Source organism: Paraburkholderia sp. TE9906 (assembly GCF_056279605.1).
The window spans coordinates 263,290-285,381 of record NZ_JBWCCT010000006.1 but is presented as its reverse complement, the minus strand read 5'-3'; the positions used below and the strand labels follow the sequence as shown (position 1 = coordinate 285,381).

Here is a 22,092-nt window from a genome sequence, read left to right as displayed (position 1 = left end):
GCACGGTGAAAGACGGCGGCCTGGACGTGTCACCTCGCATGCCGCTCAACGAGGCGGGCGCGGCCTGGTTTGCCGCGTGGGTGTCGCGTGCCGCGCCTGCCACTCGGCGAGCGCGGTCCGATAGCGCGCGAGCGCTTCGTCGTAGAGATCGAAAATACAGGGACTGCAGCCGCTATGACAACAGTCGTTGAGATCGGGCTGCTCGGGCGGCAACGGCTGCGGGTCGTCGCTGGGTGTGGCTTGGGGCACGGCGAATCGCGTTCCGTGAAAAACAGGAAGCGCCCAGTATAAGTTGATCCCGCATGGCGCGCTGCCGCGCGCGCAACCTCAGCCCCGGCCGACGAACGGCATCTTGCTCGCCATGATGGTCATGAACTGCACGTTCGCCGACAGCGGCAATTCGGCCATGTGCAGCACCGCGTCGGCGACGTGCCGCACGTCCATCAGCGGCTCGACGGCGATTTCGCCGTTGGCTTGCCGCACGCCGCGCGCCATCCGCGCGGCCATTTCGGTTTCGGCATTGCCGATGTCGATCTGCCCGCACACGATGTCGTACTGGCGGCCATCGAGCGACACGGCTTTTGTGAGACCTGTGATAGCGTGTTTGGTGGCCGTATAGCCTATGCTGTTGGGCCGCGGCGCATGCGCGGAAATCGAGCCGTTATTGATGATGCGGCCGCCGCGCGGACTCTGCGTTTTCATCAGGCCGAAGGCGGCCCGTGTGCAGAGGAACACGCCAGTGAGATTGGTGTCGACGATGGAGCGCCATTCATCGATATCGAGTTGATCGATATCGACGGGCGAGCCGTTGCGGCCCGCGTTGTTGAACAGCACGTCGAGCCGGCCGAAACGCTCGCGGATCTGATCGAACAGCGCCGCGACGCTGGCGGCGTCCGTCACGTCGCAGGCGACGGCGAGCGCGTCGCCGTTCAGGTGTCGTGCTTCCTGCGCCACGGCATCGAGCGCCGCCTGACGGCGCCCGGCCAGCACGACGTGATAACCGTGTTCCAGCAGCCTGAGCGCACACGCGCGTCCGATGCCGCTGCCCGCGCCGGTTACCAGCGCGATCTTTCCGATTTCCGTTTCCGTCACTGTGTGTCTCCTGTCGACCTCAATGCTCGCAACTGCGCGTGCTCACCGGTCCGCCTCGACCCTATAACGGCGGACACGCACGCGCTCCTGCCCAGCACCATACAGCAGCGGATTGCCAATCGCAAAGGCCCCACCACAGCGCCTCAACTTTCATCGTGCTTTCATTTGCAACCATTCCTGACACCCGTGCGCCCCGGCGCGCATCAATGGTATCTTTCGCGGCTGCGCGTGATGCGCAGGATTCATGGCCTTCCCGGACGGAAGAAGGCAGACAGGAAGCACGCTTTGATGAACGAATTCTCCACGACGCCGCATGGCGTCCAGCCCGCGCCGCCGCGCCGCTGGCCGCTAACCGGCTATCCCGCGATGCTCACCGCGACCGCCGCATGGCACGTCATCGTGCTGGCCGGCTGGCTGCTGGCGCCCGCCGCGTGGCTCTGGTGGCTGGCCGCGATCTTCGTGAACCACGCCATTTTCACGGTGACCGGCCTGCTGCCGCGCACTTCGCTGCTGGGCCCGAACTGGACGCGCCTGCCGGCCGGCGCGCACAACGCGGACGCCATCGCGCTGACCATCGACGACGGCCCCGATCCCGTGGTCACACCGCGAGTGCTCGACCTGCTCGACGCGTTCGACGTGCGCGCCACTTTCTTCTGCATCGGTGCGAACGTACAGCGCTATCCGGCACTCGCCCGCGAGATCGTCGCGCGAGGCCATGCGCTCGAAAATCATTCGCAGGTTCACGTGCACACCTTTTCCGTGACGCTGCCAGGCGCGCTCACGCGTGAGATCGACGCCGCGCAACGCACGCTCGAAGAGGTGTGCGGCGAGCGGCCGATGTTTTTCCGCGCCCCCGCGGGCTTGCGCAACATCTTTCTCGAGCCCGTGCTGCGCAAGCTCGATTTGCGGCTGGCGGCATGGACACGGCGCGGCTACGACACGCGCGAGCGCGATCCTCGCGTGGTCACGCGACGGCTGCTCGACGGTCTCGCGGCGCGCGACATTCTGCTGCTGCACGACGGCAATGCCGCGCTCACGATCGAAGGCACGCCGCTGATTCTCGCGGTGCTGCCGAGGGTGATCGATGCAGCGCGGCAAAAACAGCTGCGCTTCGTTACGTTGAGAGAAGCGCGGATCGACGCGTGAGGCGAGCGGGTTGTGGGCGACCGCATCCGCCCCACTCCCGTCATCGCCCAAAATCCGCCGCCATATCCTCATCCGTACGCACCTCCAGTTCACCGCTGCGGCACGCCTTCAGAAACACGCCGTAGTCGCGTTCCACCTGGTCCGCGTAGCTCGTCGCATACCCGGTCAGCGCTTCCGCGAACTGATCGCCTCGGCCGATATACGCGCTCACCTCGATCGCCTGGCCGCTCGCCTTCGCATGCGCGCGCGCCATGATCCAGCCGCATAGTCGCGCATAGCCCTCCAGCAAGTCGTTATCGAACAGTTCGAGATTCGCCGACAGCTTCATGTCGCGCAGTTGGCGAAAGTAGAAATGCCGGCCGAGCGGGCTTGTGGCCCAGCCTAGAAAGATGTCGCTCGTCGCCTGCAACATGCGCTGCCCCTGCACGACACGCTCGCCCTCGTGCGCGAGCGGTCGCGACGTGTGAAACCGCGCGATCACCGACGGCCGCGCTTCCTTCATTTGCAGGAACAGCGGCTTTCCCATGTGATCGACCAGCAGCAGCGCGAGGCAACGCGTACCGACGCCGCCCACGCCCATTACCCTGAACACGATGTCCTGCACGGAGAAATGATCCAGCAATTCACGCCGGTCGTGCGGCATCGTCTGCAGGTACTCGCCCCACATGCGTTCGAGCAGCTTGCGCCAGTGGGCACCTCCGTACATCTCGGTCTCTTCCGGTGTGAATAGCGTGTTCGTGCCGTGCACGTGAAAGAACGCCGGCGGTGCGTCGCGAATCGTCCAGTGATCGCCTTCGTGCAAAGCCATTTTTTCGAGCGCGCTTTCGTGGGTTCGCGCGGCCGCCTTTTCCATGCCGCGCCGCACGCTGCGCCGCCGCTCGGGTGACAGCGTGGTTTCCGCCATGCGGTCGAACGTGATGCGGTCGTACCAGAGTTCGAGCGCACCCAATTGCGCGTACTGCGCCATGCGCTCGCGATACTCGCGCACGGCGGTCATCACGAGGTTCTCGGCGGTGCCGCGGCTCAGCCGCATATGACGCGCGGCCACCACGAGGCTCGCGCTCAGCCGTTTCAGGTCCCATTCGAACGGACCGACCGACGCTTCGTCGAAGTCGTTCAGGTCGAACACGAGTTGCCGCTCGGGTGTGGCGAAGCCGCCGAAATTCATCAGATGGCCGTCGCCGCAGATCGGCATGGTCAGGCCACTGTCGTGAACCTTGCTGAGATCGTGCGCCTGCAGCAGCGCCGCGCCGCGAAAAAACGCAAAGGGCGATGCAGCCATGCGCCCATGGCGCAGCGGCACGAGACTCGCGACCCGGCCTTCGCTGCTTTGCTTCAGCAGGTCGATCGGGTTGCGATGCAGTTCGCCTACCGTGCGATGGCTCGAACGTTTCGAATGCTCACGGGCGGCACGGCCACGGGCCTCCCGTTCAGCGATGGTGCTGGCTTTCATGCGCTTCTCCGTTTTGTGCAAGTCTTGACCGGCGGTCGCAAAGACTGCTTTTACTGGCACGACAAAGCAAATCATCAGGCGCGCGAGGCATCGTCGAACGGAGCCCTTCGCGGGAAAATCACCTTCGGGCTTCGAACCGCGATCATAGCGGCCTGCGACAGGCAATCGGTAAAAATGTTGCCTCGCTCTATTCGACCATGACGGTCGCTCACTTCGGGTTGCCACCGACGTCGTGGCCAATTTCTCATGAAAGCAGCGGGCAAAATTACCGGAGCGTACGTTTCAAACTAACCATTTGGTGAATTTCCATTTTTTCCTTGCCCGACACACTTCAGCTATAGCGAATCCAGCCGTTTACCCATCCATACAGAACTTTTATGACGCGTGAAAAAAGCCCTTGAATTAGGGCCTGTTCTGAACGGACGTGCGTCGCGCGAGAGAAACGGAGAGAGTATGTTTGTCGCAATCGGCTGGGTGGTGGTCATCGCTTCCGTGATCGGTAGCTTTATCGGCGTGGGGGGCCATTTGCCGGCGCTCGTTCAACCGTTCGAACTACTGTGCATTTTCGGCGCGGCAATCGGCGCGTTCGTCGTGAGCAATCCGACTTCTACGCTGAAGAAAACCCTCAAGGCGATTCCTTCGTGCTTCAAGGGTGGCGGCTACACTAAAGAAAAATATCTCGAACTGATCGCCCTGCTTTATGAACTGCTGCAGAAGGCGCGCAAGGAAGGGATGATGGCGCTCGAAACCGACGTCGCCACACCCGAGGAAAGCGTGATCTTCCAGAAGTATTCGCACGTGCTGAACGACCACCATCTGCTCGATTTCATCGTCGACTATCTGCGCATGATGTCGGGCGGCAACGTCAACGTACTGGAAGTGCAGGACCTCATGGACGAGGAACTGGCCACGCATCATGCGGAAGCCTCGGTCGCGGCCAACGCGATCCAGAAAATGGCCGACGGCCTGCCCGCGTTCGGCATCGTCGCCGCGGTGATGGGTGTCGTTCACACGATGGGCTCCGTGGGTGCGCCGCCCGCCGTACTCGGCGAGATGATCGCCGGCGCGCTGGTCGGCACCTTCCTCGGCATCCTGCTCGCGTATGGCTTCATTGGTCCGGTGGCGGATCTGCTCAACGCGAAGGGCCGCGCCGAAGCCAAGCCGTACCAATGCGTGAAAGCCGTGCTGCTCGCATCGCTGTCCGGTTACGCGCCGCCGATCGCCGTCGAATTCGGCCGCAAGGTGCTGTTCACCGCCGACCGCCCGAGCTTCCAGGAACTCGACGACGCAGTCCGCGCCACCAAGATGCCGAAGTCGGCCTGACGCGGAGCGACACGATGAGCGAAAGAAGATCGCGCGCGTTGCAGCAGGTCGAGACGCCTGCGCCGGTGATCGTGCGCCGCTCGAAAAAGGGCAACGATCATGGTGGGCATCACGGTGGCGCATGGAAGATCGCATACGCCGATTTCGTCACCGCGATGATGGCGTTCTTCCTGCTGATGTGGTTGCTCGGCTCAACGTCGAAGTACGACAAGCAGGGCATCGAGGACTACTTCAACACGCCGCTGTCGAGCCTGCTCGGCGGCAACGAGGGCGCGGCGGCGGCGCGGCCGAGCGTGGTGCAAGGCGGCGGCCGCGACATCGCCGATACGCGCCCCGCCGAGGGCAGAAAGAGCCAGACCGAGCCGACCCCGCCGTCCGCCGCTACGCCGAGCGTGACGCCGCCTGCCGACGCGGCCCGCTTGCAGCAGTTGAAGGCGAAGCTCACCGCGCTGATCGAGCAGAGCCCGGCGTTGAAGGCATTCAAGGATCAGATCCGCATTTCGATCACGAACGAAGGGCTGCGCATCGAGATCGTCGATTCACAGAACCGGCCGATGTTCGCCTCCGGCAGCCCGAAGCTGCAGCCCTACGCGGTGACGATCCTCACGCAGATCGGCGCCGCGCTGAACGACGTCGACAACCGCATTTCGATTGCGGGCCATACGGACGCAGTACCGTACACGGCGGGACCGGAAGGCTATTCGAACTGGGAGTTGTCGTCCGAACGCGCGAACGCCGCGCGCCGCGCGCTGGTGGCGGGCGGCATGCACGGCGAGAAGCTGCTGCAGGTGCGCGGGCTCGCCGACGTCTTGCCGCTCAACAGCCATGTCGCCGACGAGCCGACCAATCGGCGCATCAGCATTCTCGTGTTGAACAAGGCGGCGGAGCTGGCGTTCTTCCACGATGGAGGGCGAACCACGATCGACGAAACCTCGCCGGCGAGTTCCGCCATTCCTGACGTCGTCGGACGCTTGCGGCCGGTGAGCGGCTCGCGTGGCACGCCTTGAGTTGCGAAGGGCATTGCGCACGACTGGTGCGGTGATACCCGCGCCGGCAGTTTCGTGCGACGCGCTCATGATGGCGCATGCGCTGTGTTCCATGCAGTGCCCGGTCCGGACTGCTACGCGTTGCATCGAACGCACTTCCACCTCGATATGGCGCAAGCTTCGGTGGCGCAGTATCGCTTCAAGCCCTTCGTCGAGACATAAGACCCCTGTGATTCACTGCGCAAGCTGGCAGCGCAAAACAGGATGCGGCGCGCACGCCGGCATCGCCCACACGCCGGTCGAACCGAGGTCCCGAAGCGTTCGCGCGCAAGCTCTGGTTGCCCACGCCCACGTTAGCGATCGTCGCACCGGTCGCGATGGAGACATTGCGGCAGGCCGCGAGCGTGAGCGAAGCCGGATCGCGCGCACGCGCTCCGCGCCGCCGCCTGGCTGATCAGCTGCCGATCGAAACATACAGCAGCACCATCGGCGCTTTCGATCCACCCGGCGTCGGCGCGCGCAGCGGTACCCCGTACGTGCAGCGAAAGTCGACGAATCGCGACCACTGGAAACGCACGCCCGCGCCGACGCTGGAGAGCGTGCCGCTACTGGTTTCCGCCGGCTGATCGATGCGATTCCACACGTGCCCGGCGTCGAAAAAGACGAAAGCCTGAATGATCGCGCTGCTCGTGCCGAACGGCAGTCCGGGCGCGCGCAATTCGGTCTGTATGTTCCAGCCGCGATCGCCGAGCGCGACGTACGGCGTGTACCCACGCACGCTGGACTCTCCGCCGAGGCCCATCTCCTCGCTGGGCAACAAAGTGTTCGGCGTCCACTGGAACGCGCCGCCTGCGCTCAACGTGAAACCGGCGCCGAGCGCGAACGTGCGCAGCGCCGCCAGTTGCAGATACATGTAGCGCGCGGTTGCGCCTTGCCGCGCGGCGTTGAAGGCGGCGTCGTCGTTCTCGCTCGCCAGTCCGCCCGGACTGCCGACGAGTGTCGCCGACGCGTGCGCGTTTCCCGCGTCGGTCGGCTTGCTGATGTCGTAAGTCAGCAGGAACTGATGGATGTGGGTGTTCGAGTTGAACACCTGGAAGCCGCCGAATTCCAGATCGTTGTTGCTGCGCTTGAAGTCGTAACCGAACTGGATCTGCTGCGCCGTATCGGTCGTGCCCGGCAGACGCCAATCGTAGCGCGCGCTCATCTGCGCGGAGATGCCGGTCTGTCCATAACTGTCGGGCAAGCGCGGCGTGCTTTGCGCGTAGACCCCGAACAGTTCGATGCTGTCGCCCCACGGCAGCGGCGCGACGTAGTTCAGCGCATGCGCCATGAAGCGCGCGCGGTTCGGGCGCCCTTCGATGTCCGGATTGCCGCTGAAGAAATCGTTGCTGGCGGTGAATTGATACGCGATCTGCTGATCGAGTCCGAACAGGTTGCCGTAGCCGATGCCCGCGAAGAAGCGATCGCGGCCGAGATCGGGCACGCCGGCATTGTCGTAGCCCGCGTTCACGCGCAGCGGCAGGCGATCTTCGGTTTGCAGGATGACGTCGGTCGAGTTCGCCGCATCGCCGGGTGTAAAGACCGCGTCCACGCGCCGATACGGGTTCGCGTTGAGCACGGCAAGCCCCGACGACACCGCCGATTGCAGGATCGCCCCGCCGGGTTCGAGCGGCATCTCGCGCTCTAGCAGCGCATCGGAAAAGTAGCGGTTGCCGCGAGCGCGAACCTGACCGAGCCGGAATTCGGCGACGGCGATATGCACGATGCCCGAGCTCACGTCCTGCTCGGGCACGTAGACATCCACGAGCGGCTTGCCCGCCGCGCGATAGTGCTCGACCACCGCGCGGCGGATCTCGGCAAGACGCGCGAAGCTCAGCGGCTTGTCGAGATCCGCGTCGAAGGTGCTGAGAAACGAGGCGTCGAGTACCGGCAGACCGGTGGCCGCGATGCGTTGCGGCGCAAGCGACTGCGCGGCCGAATCTGTTCCCGCGGGCTCGAAGACCAGTCCTTCGAGCCGGCTGACGGCGATCTGCGCGGACTGCGCGCCGGCTTCCGGAGTCTGCTCGGGCGGCGCGCTGCGCGGCGTCGGCGGGGTCGGCTGCGGCGCGAGATCCCGCCACGCCTGCGCCGACGCCGGCGCGCACTGAACGGCGAGCGCGACGCCTATCGCGACCAGCGTGAGATGCAGAGGCTCGAACACGCGTCGCGATACGCCCGCCGGTTCGGCTCTCGACGACCCGAACGGGCTAGTGCGCAAGCTGCCAGCGCAGCACGGGGTGGGTCGAGCCAGCCGGCATCGCCCATACGCCGTTCGGACCCATGTCGTAACCGGCAAAGCTGGCGGGGTCGCTCATCTGCGCGGTGGTGAACCCGTTCGACGGCGGTAATGTTCCGCCGCTCAAGGCCTGGCCCGTCGTTTCCGTGTTCCAGTGGACGTCCGGCGCGAGGGTGCCGGAACCGAACGCGATCACGCCGTGCGTCGGCATCAGCCGCGTCTGAACCGCGCCGGTGGCGAACGACTGGCTGATCGTCCCATCGTTGGTGCCAACCAGCCCGCCGCCGAATCCCGTCGAATAGGTCGGACTGACGCTTCCGGTTGCATACGACTGCGTGATCGAACCCAGGTTGTAGCCTACGAGCCCGCCGTTCGCGTCAGAGCCCGATACGGAAGCACTGCTCCACGAGCGTTCGACAACGCCCTCGTTGCGTCCCGCCAGCCCGCCGAACGTGGTGCCTTCCTGAGTCGGTTCCGACGCCACGCCCGTGGTGTGCGCCGCCGTGATCAGGCCTTCGTTGAGGCCGGCCAGGATGCCGCTGCCGAGAAAGCTGGTTCCGACCGAACCGCTCTCCACACCCACGTCGCGCAGCACGCCTGCCTGTCCGACCACACCGAATAATCCAGCCGAGTAGTCGTGACTGAAATCGGCGATCTGGACATTGGCGTTGAGCACGCTATGCCACATGCCGTCGAACTGGCCCGTGAACGGCGTCGTGTGGTTGCCGATCGGCGCGAGCGTGACGCCCGCGGCGTCCACGTCCTTGCCGAGCGCGTAGTTGCCCGCGACGTCCTGCGCAATGTTTTCCAGGTCGGTGACGTTGTTGATCAACTTGTACGCGGTGATCTGCGTGATCTGGCCGCTGCCCGGCGCGCGGGTCCACGCCGGATTGGCAAGCACCGTGCCCGCGTTGTAGGTGCCGTTCATGTCGTAAAGCGCATTGACGATCCCGGTGCTGCGCGACCAGTCGATGACGCCGTGGTTGACGACTGCGCCGCCGTTATCGAGGCTCGCCGCATCCGCTCGCAAGGTCAGGTTGCCGCTGCCCCGATTGCCGATGGTCGCGTCCTGGCCGACCGTCAGCGTGCGATACGCGGCGAGCGTGAGCGATGCGCCTCCGTGCCAGGTGATCCCCGAATTCACGTTGAGCTCGCCGCTATTGCCGTTTGCGCCCGTCGTTTGCAGCTCGACTGACGTACCTTTGGCGAGGCTCCTGGAAAGGGCGCGAGCCGCGCTGTCGTCGACCGTGAAGCCCGCTGTCGATATGTTCCATTGACCTGCCTTCACCGACGTGCCGCCGGCGGGGAAGGTGACGGTGTCCGCACTCATGTCGACGGTGCCGCCGGCCGCCTCGACGAAGCCGCCGGGCCGTACCTCGCCATGACCGCCAACCAGCCAGACGTGGCCGTCGCGCGTGGCGGTGCCGGTCGCACGAATGGCTTCGTGATTGCCGGCAAGCGCGTAGATGTTGCCGTCCATCGCCTGCAGGTTGACCTGAGCGGCCCGAATCACGCCGTTGTTCTGCAGCGTGCCGCCCGTGCCCGCCTGCACGAACACCTGCTTGCCCGACGAGGAATCCTGCAGCAGCACCTGCTGCGCGACGGCCAGTTCGGCCGTGCCGTTCGGCGCGCTGATGGTGCCGCTGTTGATCACCTCGCTGCGCGCGATGAGAAAAACGTCGCCGCCGCTGGACGCAATCGTGCCGAGATTGACGATGCCCGCATCGGCGTCGCCGGAGAACATCAGCGGGCCGCCGTTCATGAAGGCCGCGCTGTCCACGTCGAGCGTCGAAGCGACAAAGCGTCCGTGGGTGGAAATCACGCCCTTCGGTCCGACCAGAACGCCTTGCGGGTTGATCAGGTAGACACTGCCGCTTGCGGTGAGCGTGCCGAGAATCGCCGACTGCGAGCCGCCCGTCACGCGATTGAGCGTGGCGCCCCCGCCGTTGGCGAATACGACATGGTTTTTGCCGCCGATCGAAAAGCTGTCCCAGTCGATCACGCCGCGGCTGGAAGTCTGGTTGATCGTCAAGGTGGCGCCGCTTGCGCCGATCGATCCGGTTCCGCCGGCGAAGTGCCCGCCGGCCGGCAGCGCGCCGGCCGCTCGCGCAGGCTGTGGTGTGACGCAGCACAGGACGGCGGCAACAACGGGGAGCAACGCGGCGAGCGCGTTGCGGCGACGTAAAGGTCCACATACAGGTCCAGCATGTGATACCGGCGAAACATGGTTCATCACGTCTCCTTGTCGCCTGTGGATCGTGTCGCTTGCCGCGCTGGACGTGCAAAGGGCGGGAGTTTCAGCTTCCCGGTCGCGTTAGTCCAACCGCCGCACGTCCACGGGATTATCTACGACGAATCCGGGCATTGCAGCCTGTCGTGCGGATCCAGCACCGACGTTTTCGGCCTAAACATCTGCGGAATAGGACATGCGCCGGCCTCCTTGCTGACCCTTGGGGAAAGCCCGCAGCCGTTCTGCGATGGCGGGCGTCGTGATTCGCGCAACGCAGCGCAGCATTTCCAGAGCCGATGTCGACGCCAGTCCGCCATATCGCAGCAAGCATAAAGTTGTCCGCGGGATTGTCGATAGAAGGGCAGAGAGCATGCCGCCCGCGCTGATCCGGCGCGCTGCAAGAAAAGCAGTCGCAAGAGACTGCTACGAACGAGAGAGAGAGGGCCGATGACTGGGATCTATAACCCGCTGCTGGTCTGGCTGTCGCTGGTGGTGGCATTTCTCGCGTCCTATACGGCCGTGGAACTGTCCGCCGGCCTGAATGCGCTCGCCAGCGCGAAACGGCGGCCGCCCTGGCTCGCCGGCGGCGCATTGTCGATGGGCCTCGGCATCTGGTCGATGCACTTCATCGGCATGCTCGCCTTCACGCTGCCGGTGGCGATCGGCTACGACCTTGTCATCACCACCGCGTCGCTGATTCTCGCAATCGGCGTGTCGCTGATCGCGCTGGCCACCGCGAGCCGCGGCGCGCTGTCCCGGCGCCGCCTGTGCGCCGCCGGAACAATCATGGGCGTCGGCGTGGCCGCCATGCACTTCACCGGCATGCAGGCAATGCAGATGTCGCCGACCATCGACTACACGCTGTGGCGAGTCGCGCTCTCGGTGGGCGTGGCGATTGCCGCGTCCATCGCCGCGCTCTGGCTCGCCTTCACACTGCGCAGCTCGGGCGTGCAAAACCGCGTGGTCAAGCGGCTCGGTGCGGCCTTCATCATGGCGATGGCGATCACCGGCATGCACTATGTCGGCATGAGCGCGGCCAACTTCGCCGCCGGCAGCCTTTGCCTGTCCGGCGATAAGCTCGACGCCAACTGGCTCGCGCTGATCGTCAGCGCGACGTCGTTCATCGTGCTGGTCGGCACGCTCGCCTTTCTCGGCTTCCATACGGGCAGCCTGACCGTGTCGCTGAAGCGCGCGAACCGGCAACTGCACTATCTCGGTACGCACGACGCGCTGACGAATCTGCCGAACCGTCAGCAGCTTTCGCTGCACATCGCACGGGCGGTCGCCGAATGCGCGCGCCGTGAAACGTCATTCGCCGTGCTCTTCATCGATCTCGACGGCTTCAAGGCGATCAACGACTCGCTCGGCCACGCCGTCGGCGACGATCTGTTGCAGGTGTGCGCCGAGCGATTGAGTCAGGACTTGCGTCAGACGGACATGGTCGCGCGGCTCGGCGGGGACGAATTCGTGATCGTGGCCGAGGCGTCGTGCGCCGAGGCTAGCGCCGCCGGCGTGCTGCGGCGCCTGAGCGAGGAGATCGTTGTCGACGGGTTGCCGCTGCGCGTGAGCGCGAGCATCGGCATCGCCTTCCATCCCCGTGACGGCGGCAATGCCGACGAACTGCTGCATTGCGCGGACGCCGCGATGTATGCCGCCAAGCAAAGCGGGCGCAACACGTTCTGCGTGTTCGAGCCGCACATGAACCAGACCGCGCTCAAGTCGCTGATCCTGCAGCGCGACCTGCGCCGGGCGTTGAGCGACGGTGAACTCAGCGTGTCGTTCCAGCCGAAGTTCCGCGTGGCGTCGCAATCGGTGACCGGCGTCGAAGCGCTGATCCGCTGGCGTCATCCCGAACTCGGCGAGATTGCTCCGCTCGAATTCATCCCGCTCGCGGAACGCTCCGGCCTGATCGTCGACATTGGCGACTGGGTACTGCGCGAGGTTTGCCGCAACATCGTGCTATGGGACGCGCAAGGGCTGCCCGCGATTTCCGTCGCGGTGAATCTCTCGCCGATCCAGTTCAACGTGCCGGACCTGGTGGCACGCATCGACGCGCTGCTTGGCGCGGCCGGCGTCGATCCGTGCCGCCTGATGTTCGAGATCACGGAAACGGCGGCCATGCAGAACGTCGAGAAGGCAAGCCGCACGATCGAAACGTTGCAGTCGCACGGCTATACCGTCGCCGTCGACGATTTTGGCACCGGCTATTCGAGCCTCGGCTATCTGCAGCGCTTCAGGTTCGACCAGATCAAGATCGACGGCTCGTTCATGCGCGACCTCGACGCGGGCGGCGAGCGCGGCGGCGCGTTGCTGTCGGCTGTCGTGGCGCTCGCGCGCGCGCTGCGGATCGAGGTCGTCGCGGAAGGTGTCGAGACGGAGTCGCAATTCCACGCGCTCAGCGAGCTGGCCTGCGATCAGGTGCAGGGCTTCCTGTTGAGCCGGCCGTTGCCGGCCTCGGAGTTTCTGGCCTTCCTGCGTGGTTCGGCGGAGCGGATCGTCGCCGCCGGCAACGTCTGCGCTGTGCCCGCCGTATGAGGCGCGCGGGGCCTGGCCGCGCAGCAAGCGGCCAATTTTTACCTGGTATCTTTTAGCGTGGCTGCGCGCGATGCGGCCGCGCCGGGCAGGTTCTTCAACACTGCTGCAAAGCGCGTATAAAATCGCACGCATGCGCCCTTTCCCTCATCAGCAGCGGGAGCCCGAGCTTCCGCTGCATACGCCAAGCGTTTCGTCGGTGACGTTGGCCGCGGTGATCGCCGCGATCAGCTGGGTCGCCCTCTTCGCGCAAGCCAATGTCACGATCGATCGCACGCTCGCCCGCGGGCTGACCGTGTTCGACGGCCTCGCTCGCATGAGCAGCTATCTCACGAATCTGACTGTGCTCGCGTGCGCGATCTGCTTCACCTGCGTGGCGCTGCGTAAGCACCGTTCGCCGCTCGTGCGGTTTTTCCGGCAGCCCACCGTCGTGACGGCGGTGGTCGTGTACATGGTTTTCGTCGGGATCGCGTACAACCTGCTGTTGCGCGGCTGGTGGTCGCCTGCGCCGCTCAGACGGCTGCTCACCGAATCGCTGCACAGTGTGCTGCCGATGCTCTGCGCGCTCTACTGGGTGCTGTTCGTGCCGCGTTTTCATTTGCGGTGGCGCCACTGTCTGTTGTGGCTGATCTATCCACTGACGTATCTGGGCGTCACGTTCTGGCGCGGCAGTCTGTCGGACTTTTATCCCTACCCTTTCATCAACGTCGATGAACTCGGCATCCGGCACGTGGTGGTCAACTCCGCGCTGCTGTTCGGCGGCTTTCTGATGTTGATGGCGGTGTTCGTCGGCATCAATTCCCGGCGGCGACGCTGACGCCTCATTTCCACTGCCCTCAATCTGTTTGCGGTGCGGGCGCGCTTTTTGCGCGCTGTTTGCTGGACGTAAGCGGCCTCCGGCGCGGGGCGGCCTGCGCGACCCTTGTGTGTGACGGCGTTGCAATTGCAGCGCGCTCGCACGTAAATATGACAACGGGAGCACATTCGTATGGACACCAATTCAGCGGAAGGCGCAGTGAAGGAAGTCGCGGGTAAGGTTCAGGGCGCGGTCGGCGAAGTACTCGGCGATACCGGTACGCAAGTGGCCGGCAAGGCTAAGGAACTCAGCGGCAAGGCGCAGCAACTTTGCGCGAGCACGACGAGTCTGGTGCGCGACACGACGGCCGAAAGCCCCTTTACCACCATTGCGGTGGTCGCGCTCGCGGGATTTGTCGCCGGGGCGATCTGGTCGCATGGCCCGGCGAATCGCGACTATCGCCGGTAGTCGATAAGCACGGTTAGACCGGAGTGACGGGCGATCTGCCTGGACGGAGATCGCCCGATCCGTGTGGAGGCGATTCTTTCGGATCCAGAGGCGTTTCTTCTGGATCACCCCTTTGCTGCGCATCTGTGAGTCGCTTCTGGGAGTCGCGTGCGTTGTCTCGCGGCTGGTTCCGTGGTGCCTCGTTCCGACTGGCCTCTGATTCACTCGCCGCTCGTCACTACCCGCCCTTCTTCTTGCGCCCGCTACCCATCTCCAGTTCCACCCACGTCGGTGCGTGATCGCTCGCGTGCGGTTCGCCGCGCACCCAGCGGTCGACGCCCGCGTCGCGCAAACGCGGTGCGAGCTCAGCACTCAACAATAGATGGTCGATTCGCAAGCCCGAGTTCGTCTCCCAGTGGCGGCGAAAATAATCCCAGAACGTGTAGACCCGTTCGTCGCCGAAGTGCGTGCGTAGCGCGTCGGTCCAGCCTTGCGCCAGCAGCCGCCGATAACGTTCGCGGCTCTCCGGTTGCAAGAGCGCGTCCTTGAGCCATGAACGGGGGTTATAGATGTCCTCGTCGGTGGGCACGACGTTGAAGTCGCCCGCCAGCACCACCGGATGGCCGCTCTTGAACAGCTTGGCAGCATGCGTGATGAAATGATCGAACCACGCGAGCTTGTAGTCGAACTTGGGGCCCGGTTGCGGATTGCCATTCGGCAGATACAGGCAAGCCACCAGTACGCCGCCGGCCGCCGCCTCCAGATAACGGCTGTGCGTATCGACCTCGAAGCCGGGCAGACCGCGGCGGTTCTCGAGCGGTGCATCGCCTTTCGACAGAATCGCCACGCCGTTCCATGCGCTCTGTCCTTGCCAGATGGCACCGTAGCCCGCGTCGCGCAATTGCTCGACAGGAAACGCGCTGTCGACCGCCTTGAGTTCCTGCAGACACACGATGTCCGGCGCTTCACGCTCCAGCCATTGCAGCAGTGCGGGCAAACGCGAACGGATACCGTTGATGTTGAACGTCGCAATTCGAAGCTTCGCCACGGCGTGTTCTCCCTGGGTCTGTTCTTCCTGTCACGCGCTCCGTTCTGCCGCGACGTCGCACCACTCGATCGCCCACGACCTCGCGCATGCAATGGCATCGGCTTCGTTGGCGAAGGAATCGATGTCGCCGGAATCGTGCGACTTCACATGCTCGTTTTTTCGCGGCACGTGCGTGATTTTCGCTCTCGCGTAGTAGACGCCGTCTTCCGCATGGCGTGCGCGGCAATCGATGTGGAAATGCCTGTAGTCGAACTGCATGGACTCTCCTGTCGACCGGAGTTAGTGCTTTAGCTGTCGACCGGAGTTAGTGCTTCAGCACTTACTCCGGTCCCATGCAACGCACTTACTCCGGTCCCACGCAACCTGTTGCAGCCAACACGCACAATAGTTGCTCTGATCGAATTAAATCTATTCAGCGGTAGCATCGGCCGTACCTGGCCGGATGCAATAAGCGAAGCCGCGCGCAACGCCATCGCACCCGGAACAGGCACATCTCAATTCGGCACGTTCACCGCCCCACCCGCCGCCGTAATCGCATTGCTCCCCGGGCTCGCCGCAATCGCCGGCAAATTCGCCGCGCTCAGCGCGGGCGCCGCGCCAGCCACACCGCCACGCGGTGTCGTGTGAATCACCTGCGACGGCGGCAGCGGCGTGCCGCTCTTCAGGTGACTCCACATCAGATTGAGCGCCTGCAGATTGTAGTAATGCAGCGGCACGAAACGCGTATCGAAACCGGCCACACTGAGAAACGCGTCGAAGTGCTGAGCATTCGTCACTTCGTAGAACGACAGCTTGCTCGCCCCCCCCCTCGATCAGCTGATTCATCCCGAGGTACGGCCGCGACGCGTGATTGATCGGCACCAGAGCATCCGCGCGGCCCTGCACGATGATCGTCGGCTTGCCATGCAGATTCGCATTCACGCGGACGGCGTCCACACTGCCGGTCAGCGCGCCGCCGGTCCACAGCGCACGCAGACACGCCGCTCCCGCGTAGCTCGCATCGGCGGTCGCCAGCCGGTGATCCGCCGCGCCGAATGCCCCTGCGTTATAGACGAGATTGATGCCATTGGTCGGCGGCACACCGTTGCCGTTGCCGAACACCGTGAGCATCGGCGATACGCCCGGCGTCACACCCGCTGCCCCGGCCGCACTGGTCGTGCCGAAGCTGAAGTTGCAGAGGTTGTCGGCGACACTGGCGCGCGCGTACGCATTCGCATAGGTCACAGCGACGGCGGGCACGGCTTGCGAATCCCACATCGGCGCGTGCAGGAGATCCGAGTCGGTCTGGTAGCCGCTCTGATGCAGCAGCGCGAGCGCGTTCACCGCCCTGGTCGTCACATCCGTTCCCGCGATCACACCAGCGACCGCGAGCGACGCACAGCGTGCGACGCGGATCGCCGTGGTGGTCGTGGTCGGCAACGTGCTCAGATACGGCGCGCCGGCGGCGGCGGGCGCGAGCGCGGCGCACGGCTGCAACAGGTTGGCGAGCGTCATGTAGTCGGCAAGCGGCTTGCCGACCGCGCCGACCGGCACGCCGCCCTGCGCCACCGAGACTTGCGTGCCAACCCGCAAATTGATCTGCGGCTCGCCGACCACCACCGCGGTGATCAGGCCGGACGTATCCTGCTCCGCCGCCGCGAGCGACGCGCCGCCGCCATTGCTCACCGACGCCGCAATCGTCGTGATGCTGCCGCTCGCATAACGCACGGCGCGTGTGGAGCCGTTCAGCGCGCCGTACGAATCGTTGAGCGCCCAGTATGCGAACTGGATCGCCTGCAAGGTATTCTTGCCCCAGTCCTGCTCCGGATTCTGCTGCGAGTGCGCGTGCTTGAACGCATAGCGATTGGGGAACTGCGTGTTGAACGAGGTGAGCGCGCTGCCGCTCAGGTTCGCGGTGAAGAGACTCGCTTTGCCGGCGGCCGACGCATCCTGCAACGTGCCGTCGATCAGCGTGACGCGATTGGTCGACAGTTCGTGCGCACCGTTGCCGCTGCCCTTGTCGGTATAGGCCACCGCGCAGCCGCGCTTGAGGCCCCACTCGCCAGCCGCGGAAATCGCGCCGTACACGCCGCGCGAACCCGACGACGTCGCCGTGACGATGCACGGCTGATCCGGATTGAAGCTTGCCGGAATCTGCACCAGCATGCTGACGTTCTGCGCGCCGCTGCCGTCGTCGGCGAACGCGAGGTACTCCTTGCCCGCGATCTTGCCTTCGCCCAGCGTGTCGTTGCCGTTCAGGTCGACGTTGGGTCCCCAGAAGCGTCCATAGCCGCCGTTCGCGCTCATGTCGACGAGCGCGCGATAGTTCGACCAGATCGCCACGCGCCGCAACTCGGCGGCCGTGGGCTGCGCAGGGTTCGCAATCGCCGGCGCGGTGGCCAGCGCAAGGCCGCTCTTGCCGAGACCCGCAGTAAGCAGATCGTCGGTGTTGCCGTCATAGGACTGGGTGGTCACGGCGCTTTTGATGAAGCCGGGCAGCACGTTGGCTGGCGGTGAAGGTGGAGCGTTGTTTTCATCGTCGCTATGGCAGGCAGTCAGCGCAATTGCCGCCATCATCACGACGGCCACGGTACGCATAGGCGAAGCAACGCGTGAAGCCTTACGCGAAGCCGGCCAGACTCTGATCGTTGAAGTCATTTTTGCTGTCTCCGTCATTTTCTAATACCGTTGTAATTGCAACGGCACCGAAATTGCTGCGTCAGCTTTGTTGGAACGCGACGCTTCGGATACCGATGCATCGCTAGCCTGCATTGACCTTTCACTGGAGTCAACAGAACGTCATGTCCACGCATAACGAATGTCAGGATTCAGGCGCTTCAGACGCCACCCCACAGCAACCCGCACGCCGCCGCTTTCTGCAATCGGCCGCCGCCGCCGCGACGGTCGGCGCGGCGCCGCATCTGCGCGCACAAACCCAAACGCCGGCCGCGCCGCCGGCTCAACTCAACCAGGCCGTGCCGCCGCGCCCGGTCACACTGACCGTCAACGGCCGCGCCTATACGCTGCAACTCGAACCGCGCGTGACCCTGCTTGATGCGCTGCGCGAATACGCGGATCTGATGGGCACGAAAAAAGGCTGTGACCGTGGTCAGTGCGGCGCGTGCACGGTGCTCGTCGAGGGCCGCCGCATCAACTCGTGTCTGACGCTCGCGGTGATGCACGAAGGCGAAAACATCACCACCGTGGAAGGACTCGCGGCCAACGGCGCATTGAGTCCGATGCAGCGCGCGTTCATCGAACACGATGCGTTCCAGTGCGGCTACTGTACACCGGGGCAGTTGTGTTCCGCGACGGCTCTGCTGAACGAATTTCGCAACGGCACGGCGAGCACCGTGACCGCCGATGTCCGCAGCCGTCCCGCCCAACTGTCCGACGAGGAAATCCGCGAACGGATGAGCGGCAACATCTGCCGCTGCGGCGCCTACGCGAACATCGTGGCCGCGGTGCGTGCGGTGCATGAAGGCGGTGGCTCGAGCGGCGCCCCCCAACCCGGCAATGCCTGACGGAGCGACCAGCATGGATGCGATCTCTTACGAACGCGCCGGCGACGTCGCCAGCGCAGTGCGCGCGGTTCAGCAACCGGGCGCGGTCTTCATCGGCGGCGGCACCAATCTGCTCGATCTGATGAAGGGCGGTGTCGCGAGGCCGATGCGGCTCATCGACATCACGCACATCAGCGGACTCGATACGGTAACGACGCTGCCCGACGGCGGCATCCGCATCGGCGCGCTGGTGCGCAACAGCGATGCGGCGAACCATGCGCTGGTGCGCGAGCAATACCCGTTGCTGTCGCAAGCGCTGCTCGCGGGCGCGTCGTCGCAGTTGCGCAATATGGCGACGGTCGGCGGCAACCTGCTGCAACGTACGCGCTGCGGCTACTTCTACGATACGGCCTTCACGCAATGCAACAAGCGCATGCCCGGCAGCGGCTGCGCGGCGCTCGGCGGCCACAACCGCATGCATGCGATTCTCGGCGCGAGTGCCCAATGCATCGCGGTCAATCCTTCGGATATGAGCGTGGCGCTGGCCGCGCTCGAAGCGGTCGTGCGCGTGAGCGGTCCCAACGGCGAGCGCACGATCGCGTTCGCCGACTTCCACCGCCTGCCCGCCGACCGGCCCGACGTCGATACCACCTTGCAGCCGGGCGAACTGATTACGGCGGTCGATCTGCCGCCGCCGCTTTTCAGCGCACATTCCCATTATCTGAAAGTGCGTGACCGCGCCAGTTACGCATTCGCGCTGGTGTCGGTGGCCGCCGCGTTGCAGATGGACGGCGAACGCGTGAGGACCGCGCGCATCGCGCTGGGCGGCGTCGCGCACAAACCGTGGCGCGCGAGCGTCGCCGAACAGATGCTCAACGGTCAGCCTCTCACGCAGGCGTCGTTGAATAACGCCGCGGCCGCCGCGTTGAGGGACGCGCGCCCGCAGCAAGACAATCGTTTCAAGGTGCAGCTCGCGCAACGCGCGATCGTGCGCGCAGTCAACCAGGCCGCCGGCCACGCCGGAGGTGTCGCATGAATCTGATCGGTCAACCGGTCGACCGCGTCGACGGTCTGCTCAAAGTCACCGGCGAAGCACGCTATGCCGCCGAATTCCCCGAAGCGCGTCTCGCGCATGCGGTGCTCGTCACCAGCACGATTGCGAGCGGCACGATCGCGTCGATCGACGCAAGCCGCGCGCAGGCGCTGCCCGGCGTGCTGCTCGTGATGACGTATCAGAACGCGCCGCGTCTGCCGAACGGCGGCAGGCCCGCGCTCGCGCCGCCCGCCGGCAGGCGGCTGTCGCTGCTGCAGGACAACCAGGTTCACTACAGCAACGAGCCGGTCGCGGTGGTGGTCGCCGACACGCTCGAACATGCGACCGACGCCGCGCGTCAATTGCGCATCGTCTATCAGGCGAGTGCCGCGACCGTGGACTTCGCGCAGGCCAAACCGAACGCGCACGCACCGGACAAGCCGCAAGGCCGCCAAACCGACACGCAACGCGGCAGCTTCGAAGACGGCATGCAAAGCGGCGCGGTCCATGTGACTGCGACGTACACCACGCCCATCGAGCATCACAACCCGATGGAGCCGCACGCCACGATGGCGCGCTGGGACGGACCGCAACTCACGCTCTACGATTCGACGCAAGGCGTGAGCAGCGCCGCGCAGGCGGTGGCCAAGGTGTTCGGCATCGCGCCCGGCGACGTACGCGTGATCTCGCCGTTCATCGGCGGCGGCTTTGGGTGCAAGGGCTCGTCGTGGTCGCATGTGTCGTTGTGCGCGATGGCGGCGAAACAGACGGGGCGTCCGGTGCGCCTCGTGCTTGAACGGCCGCAGATGTTCGGGCCGGTCGGCGCGCGTCCGCGCACCGAGCAGCACTTCACGATCGGCGCTCGGCGCGACGGCACGCTCACCGCCATGCGCCACGACAGCTTCTCCAACACCTCGACGATCGAAGACTGGACCGAGACCTGCTGCATGGTCACGCGAATGCTGTACGCGGTGCCCAACCAGGTGACGACGCATCGCATCGTGCCGCTCAATCTCGGCACGCCGACCTTCATGCGCGCGCCAGGCGAAACCACGGGTTCGTTCGCGCTCGAATCGGCGATGGACGAACTCGCGGCCGCATTGAAAATGGACCCGCTCGCGCTGCGCATCAAGAATTACGCAGAGGCCGATCCCCAGGAAAACAAGCCGTGGTCGGGTAAGTCGTTGCGCGAGTGCTATCAGATCGGCGCGGAGAAATTCGGCTGGTCGCGCAGAAGCGCCGCGCCACGCTCGATGCGCGCGGGCCGCACGCTGATCGGCATGGGCATGGCGACCGCGACCTATCCGGCCAACCGCAGCGAAGCGGCGGCCATCGCGAGGATTCTGCCGGACGGCACGGCGATGGTCGCGTCCGGCACCCAGGACCTCGGCACCGGTACTTACACGGTGATGACCCAGGTGGCCGCCGACGCGCTCGGCTTCGCGCCGGAAAACATCCACTTCGCGCTCGGCGATTCGACGCTGCCGCGCGCGCCCGTGTCGGGCGGCTCGCAGTCGGCGGCGAGCGTGTCGCCCGCCGTGCGCGAGGCGGCGAGCCAGGCGCGCAGCCAGTTGATCGCGCTGGCGCTGGCCGACCCGGCTTCGCCGGTGCACGGCATCGCGCTCGACGACATCACCGTGGATAACGGCTGGGTGGTGAGCCGCTCGCAGCCGGGCAAACGCGATCCGGCGGCCGCCATCATCGCGCGCTCGGGCGGCAAGCCGATCGAAGCGACCTCGACGGTCAAGCCCGGCGATGAGAAGCAGAAGTACTCGTTCCACTCGTTCGGCGCGGTGTTCGTCGAGGTGCATGTCGACGCCGAACTCGGGACGATTCGCGTGCCGCGGGTGGTCGGGGTGTACGACGTGGGCCGTGTACTCAATCACAAGACCGCGCACAGCCAGATGATCGGCGGCATCGTGTGGGGCATCGGCGCGGCGCTGCAGGAAGAGTCCACGGTGGACACGCGTTATGGACGCTTCACCAACGCGAATCTCGCGGAGTACCACGTGCCGGTGAATGCGGATATCGGCGCGCTCGATATCACGTTCATCGATCGGCCCGATCCGTATATCAACTCGCTCGGCGTGCGCGGGATCGGCGAGATCGGCATTACGGGCGTGCCGGCGGCGATCGCGAACGCGGTGTATCACGCAACCGGAGTACGGGTGCGCGATTTGCCGCTCACGTTGGACAAGGTGATGGGGACGGGCTGATCCTTTTGCGAGCGGCAGCGAGGGCTGCCGGTT

Annotated in this window: 18 protein-coding genes and 1 pseudogene; 11 read left to right on the top strand and 8 right to left on the bottom strand. The window is 65.2% G+C overall.

Annotated elements, in window-relative coordinates:
• Positions 1-45 precede the first annotated feature (45 nt).
• Both ACZ9H4_RS18170 and ACZ9H4_RS18165 read right to left on the bottom strand, forming a co-directional pair.
• On the bottom strand, positions 46-249 hold the full coding sequence (locus ACZ9H4_RS18170) for an oxidoreductase-like domain-containing protein (protein WP_408327344.1): 204 nt from the start codon (positions 247-249) through the stop codon (positions 46-48).
• Positions 250-327: 78 nt separating this feature from the next.
• Positions 328-1,092 carry an SDR family oxidoreductase gene (locus ACZ9H4_RS18165; RefSeq protein ID WP_476120099.1) on the bottom strand — a complete coding sequence of 255 codons (765 nt, stop codon included), beginning with the start codon at positions 1,090-1,092 and terminating at the stop codon, positions 328-330.
• Between the two features lie 288 nt (positions 1,093-1,380).
• Here ACZ9H4_RS18165 and ACZ9H4_RS18160 point away from each other — a divergent pair, with 288 nt between their 5' ends.
• Entirely contained in the window at positions 1,381-2,238 is an 858-nt protein-coding gene (locus tag ACZ9H4_RS18160; protein WP_408149044.1) for a polysaccharide deacetylase family protein, read from the top strand.
• Positions 2,239-2,278: 40 nt separating this feature from the next.
• On the opposite strand, the gene ACZ9H4_RS18155 is transcribed toward ACZ9H4_RS18160, so the two are convergent.
• Positions 2,279-3,691 (bottom strand): DUF2252 domain-containing protein, encoded by a 1,413-nt coding sequence (locus ACZ9H4_RS18155; protein WP_476120097.1) that lies wholly within the window; start codon positions 3,689-3,691, stop codon positions 2,279-2,281.
• A gap of 453 nt (positions 3,692-4,144) precedes the next feature.
• Between ACZ9H4_RS18155 and motA the strand changes: the two genes are divergently transcribed.
• From motA to ACZ9H4_RS18140, 3 genes are read left to right on the top strand one after another with little or no spacing between them, the layout of a single operon-like run.
• Positions 4,145-5,014: a flagellar motor stator protein MotA gene (gene motA / locus ACZ9H4_RS18150; RefSeq protein WP_408149040.1), complete on the top strand. Its 870-nt coding sequence runs from the start codon at positions 4,145-4,147 to the stop codon at positions 5,012-5,014.
• Positions 5,015-5,028: 14 nt separating this feature from the next.
• Positions 5,029-6,021 carry a flagellar motor protein MotB gene (gene motB / locus ACZ9H4_RS18145; protein ID WP_408149038.1) on the top strand — a complete coding sequence of 331 codons (993 nt, stop codon included), beginning with the start codon at positions 5,029-5,031 and terminating at the stop codon, positions 6,019-6,021.
• A 12-nt stretch (positions 6,022-6,033) separates the two neighbouring features.
• A complete protein-coding gene (locus tag ACZ9H4_RS18140) occupies positions 6,034-6,222 on the top strand; it encodes an extensin family protein (protein ID WP_476120382.1) in 189 nt (62 codons plus the stop codon).
• A 232-nt stretch (positions 6,223-6,454) separates the two neighbouring features.
• Here ACZ9H4_RS18140 and ACZ9H4_RS18135 read toward each other — a convergent pair whose 3' ends face one another.
• Together ACZ9H4_RS18135 and ACZ9H4_RS18130 are read right to left on the bottom strand one after the other, a co-directional pair.
• Positions 6,455-8,176, bottom strand: coding sequence for a ShlB/FhaC/HecB family hemolysin secretion/activation protein (locus ACZ9H4_RS18135; protein ID WP_476120380.1), 1,722 nt, complete (start codon positions 8,174-8,176; stop codon positions 6,455-6,457).
• A 70-nt stretch (positions 8,177-8,246) separates the two neighbouring features.
• The gene (locus ACZ9H4_RS18130) at positions 8,247-10,508 is read right to left on the bottom strand and encodes a two-partner secretion domain-containing protein (protein WP_476120095.1); all 2,262 of its coding nucleotides are present in this window, start codon (positions 10,506-10,508) and stop codon (positions 8,247-8,249) included.
• 444 nt (positions 10,509-10,952) lie between these two features.
• Between ACZ9H4_RS18130 and ACZ9H4_RS18125 the strand changes: the two genes are divergently transcribed.
• From ACZ9H4_RS18125 to ACZ9H4_RS18115, 3 genes are all read left to right on the top strand, one after another.
• A complete protein-coding gene (locus ACZ9H4_RS18125) occupies positions 10,953-13,040 on the top strand; it encodes a putative bifunctional diguanylate cyclase/phosphodiesterase (protein WP_476120093.1) in 2,088 nt (695 codons plus the stop codon).
• 130 nt (positions 13,041-13,170) lie between these two features.
• The gene (locus ACZ9H4_RS18120; protein ID WP_408149034.1) at positions 13,171-13,854 is read left to right on the top strand and encodes a Pr6Pr family membrane protein; all 684 of its coding nucleotides are present in this window, start codon (positions 13,171-13,173) and stop codon (positions 13,852-13,854) included.
• A 171-nt stretch (positions 13,855-14,025) separates the two neighbouring features.
• Positions 14,026-14,301 carry a CsbD family protein gene (locus ACZ9H4_RS18115; RefSeq protein ID WP_408149032.1) on the top strand — a complete coding sequence of 92 codons (276 nt, stop codon included), beginning with the start codon at positions 14,026-14,028 and terminating at the stop codon, positions 14,299-14,301.
• A 217-nt stretch (positions 14,302-14,518) separates the two neighbouring features.
• Here the strand turns inward: ACZ9H4_RS18115 and ACZ9H4_RS18110 are convergent, their stop codons facing one another.
• The 3 genes and pseudogenes from ACZ9H4_RS18110 to ACZ9H4_RS18100 form a co-directional block, all read right to left on the bottom strand.
• Positions 14,519-15,328 (bottom strand): exodeoxyribonuclease III, encoded by an 810-nt coding sequence (locus tag ACZ9H4_RS18110; RefSeq protein WP_408149031.1) that lies wholly within the window; start codon positions 15,326-15,328, stop codon positions 14,519-14,521.
• 30 nt (positions 15,329-15,358) lie between these two features.
• The gene (locus ACZ9H4_RS18105; RefSeq protein WP_408149029.1) at positions 15,359-15,586 is read right to left on the bottom strand and encodes a hypothetical protein; all 228 of its coding nucleotides are present in this window, start codon (positions 15,584-15,586) and stop codon (positions 15,359-15,361) included.
• A gap of 236 nt (positions 15,587-15,822) precedes the next feature.
• A pseudogene (locus ACZ9H4_RS18100) lies at positions 15,823-17,884 on the bottom strand (D-(-)-3-hydroxybutyrate oligomer hydrolase).
• Between ACZ9H4_RS18100 and ACZ9H4_RS18095 the strand changes: the two are divergent.
• The 4 genes from ACZ9H4_RS18095 (at position 17,793) to ACZ9H4_RS18080 (ending at position 22,059) form a co-directional block, all read left to right on the top strand.
• Positions 17,793-17,990 (top strand): hypothetical protein, encoded by a 198-nt coding sequence (locus ACZ9H4_RS18095; RefSeq protein ID WP_408149083.1) that lies wholly within the window; start codon positions 17,793-17,795, stop codon positions 17,988-17,990. The pseudogene ACZ9H4_RS18100 and the gene ACZ9H4_RS18095 sit on opposite strands and share 92 nt — an antisense overlap.
• A gap of 118 nt (positions 17,991-18,108) precedes the next feature.
• Positions 18,109-18,831: a 2Fe-2S iron-sulfur cluster-binding protein gene (locus tag ACZ9H4_RS18090; RefSeq protein ID WP_408149027.1), complete on the top strand. Its 723-nt coding sequence runs from the start codon at positions 18,109-18,111 to the stop codon at positions 18,829-18,831.
• Positions 18,832-18,844: 13 nt separating this feature from the next.
• Complete coding sequence (locus ACZ9H4_RS18085) at positions 18,845-19,846, top strand: FAD binding domain-containing protein (RefSeq protein WP_408149026.1); 1,002 nt, start codon at positions 18,845-18,847, stop codon at positions 19,844-19,846.
• The gene (locus tag ACZ9H4_RS18080; RefSeq protein ID WP_408149024.1) at positions 19,843-22,059 is read left to right on the top strand and encodes a xanthine dehydrogenase family protein molybdopterin-binding subunit; all 2,217 of its coding nucleotides are present in this window, start codon (positions 19,843-19,845) and stop codon (positions 22,057-22,059) included. Before ACZ9H4_RS18085 ends, ACZ9H4_RS18080 begins: the two co-directional genes overlap by 4 nt.
• The last annotated feature ends 33 nt before the right edge of the window (positions 22,060-22,092 follow it).

Bases quoted from the DNA above. Each gene is read 5' to 3' on its own strand.
- ACZ9H4_RS18160 (WP_408149044.1), top strand. From the start codon at position 1,381: ATGAACGAATTCTCCACGACGCCGCATGGCGTCCAGCCCGCGCCGCCG.
- ACZ9H4_RS18155 (WP_476120097.1), bottom strand. From the start codon at position 3,691: ATGAAAGCCAGCACCATCGCTGAACGGGAGGCCCGTGGCCGTGCCGCC.
- motA (WP_408149040.1), top strand. From the start codon at position 4,145: ATGTTTGTCGCAATCGGCTGGGTGGTGGTCATCGCTTCCGTGATCGGT.
- motB (WP_408149038.1), top strand. From the start codon at position 5,029: ATGAGCGAAAGAAGATCGCGCGCGTTGCAGCAGGTCGAGACGCCTGCG.
- ACZ9H4_RS18130 (WP_476120095.1), bottom strand. From the start codon at position 10,508: ATGAACCATGTTTCGCCGGTATCACATGCTGGACCTGTATGTGGACCT.
- ACZ9H4_RS18125 (WP_476120093.1), top strand. From the start codon at position 10,953: ATGACTGGGATCTATAACCCGCTGCTGGTCTGGCTGTCGCTGGTGGTG.
- ACZ9H4_RS18120 (WP_408149034.1), top strand. From the start codon at position 13,171: ATGCGCCCTTTCCCTCATCAGCAGCGGGAGCCCGAGCTTCCGCTGCAT.
- ACZ9H4_RS18115 (WP_408149032.1), top strand. From the start codon at position 14,026: ATGGACACCAATTCAGCGGAAGGCGCAGTGAAGGAAGTCGCGGGTAAG.
- ACZ9H4_RS18105 (WP_408149029.1), bottom strand. From the start codon at position 15,586: ATGCAGTTCGACTACAGGCATTTCCACATCGATTGCCGCGCACGCCAT.
- ACZ9H4_RS18095 (WP_408149083.1), top strand. From the start codon at position 17,793: ATGAAGCCGGGCAGCACGTTGGCTGGCGGTGAAGGTGGAGCGTTGTTT.
- ACZ9H4_RS18090 (WP_408149027.1), top strand. From the start codon at position 18,109: ATGTCCACGCATAACGAATGTCAGGATTCAGGCGCTTCAGACGCCACC.
- ACZ9H4_RS18085 (WP_408149026.1), top strand. From the start codon at position 18,845: ATGGATGCGATCTCTTACGAACGCGCCGGCGACGTCGCCAGCGCAGTG.
- ACZ9H4_RS18080 (WP_408149024.1), top strand. From the start codon at position 19,843: ATGAATCTGATCGGTCAACCGGTCGACCGCGTCGACGGTCTGCTCAAA.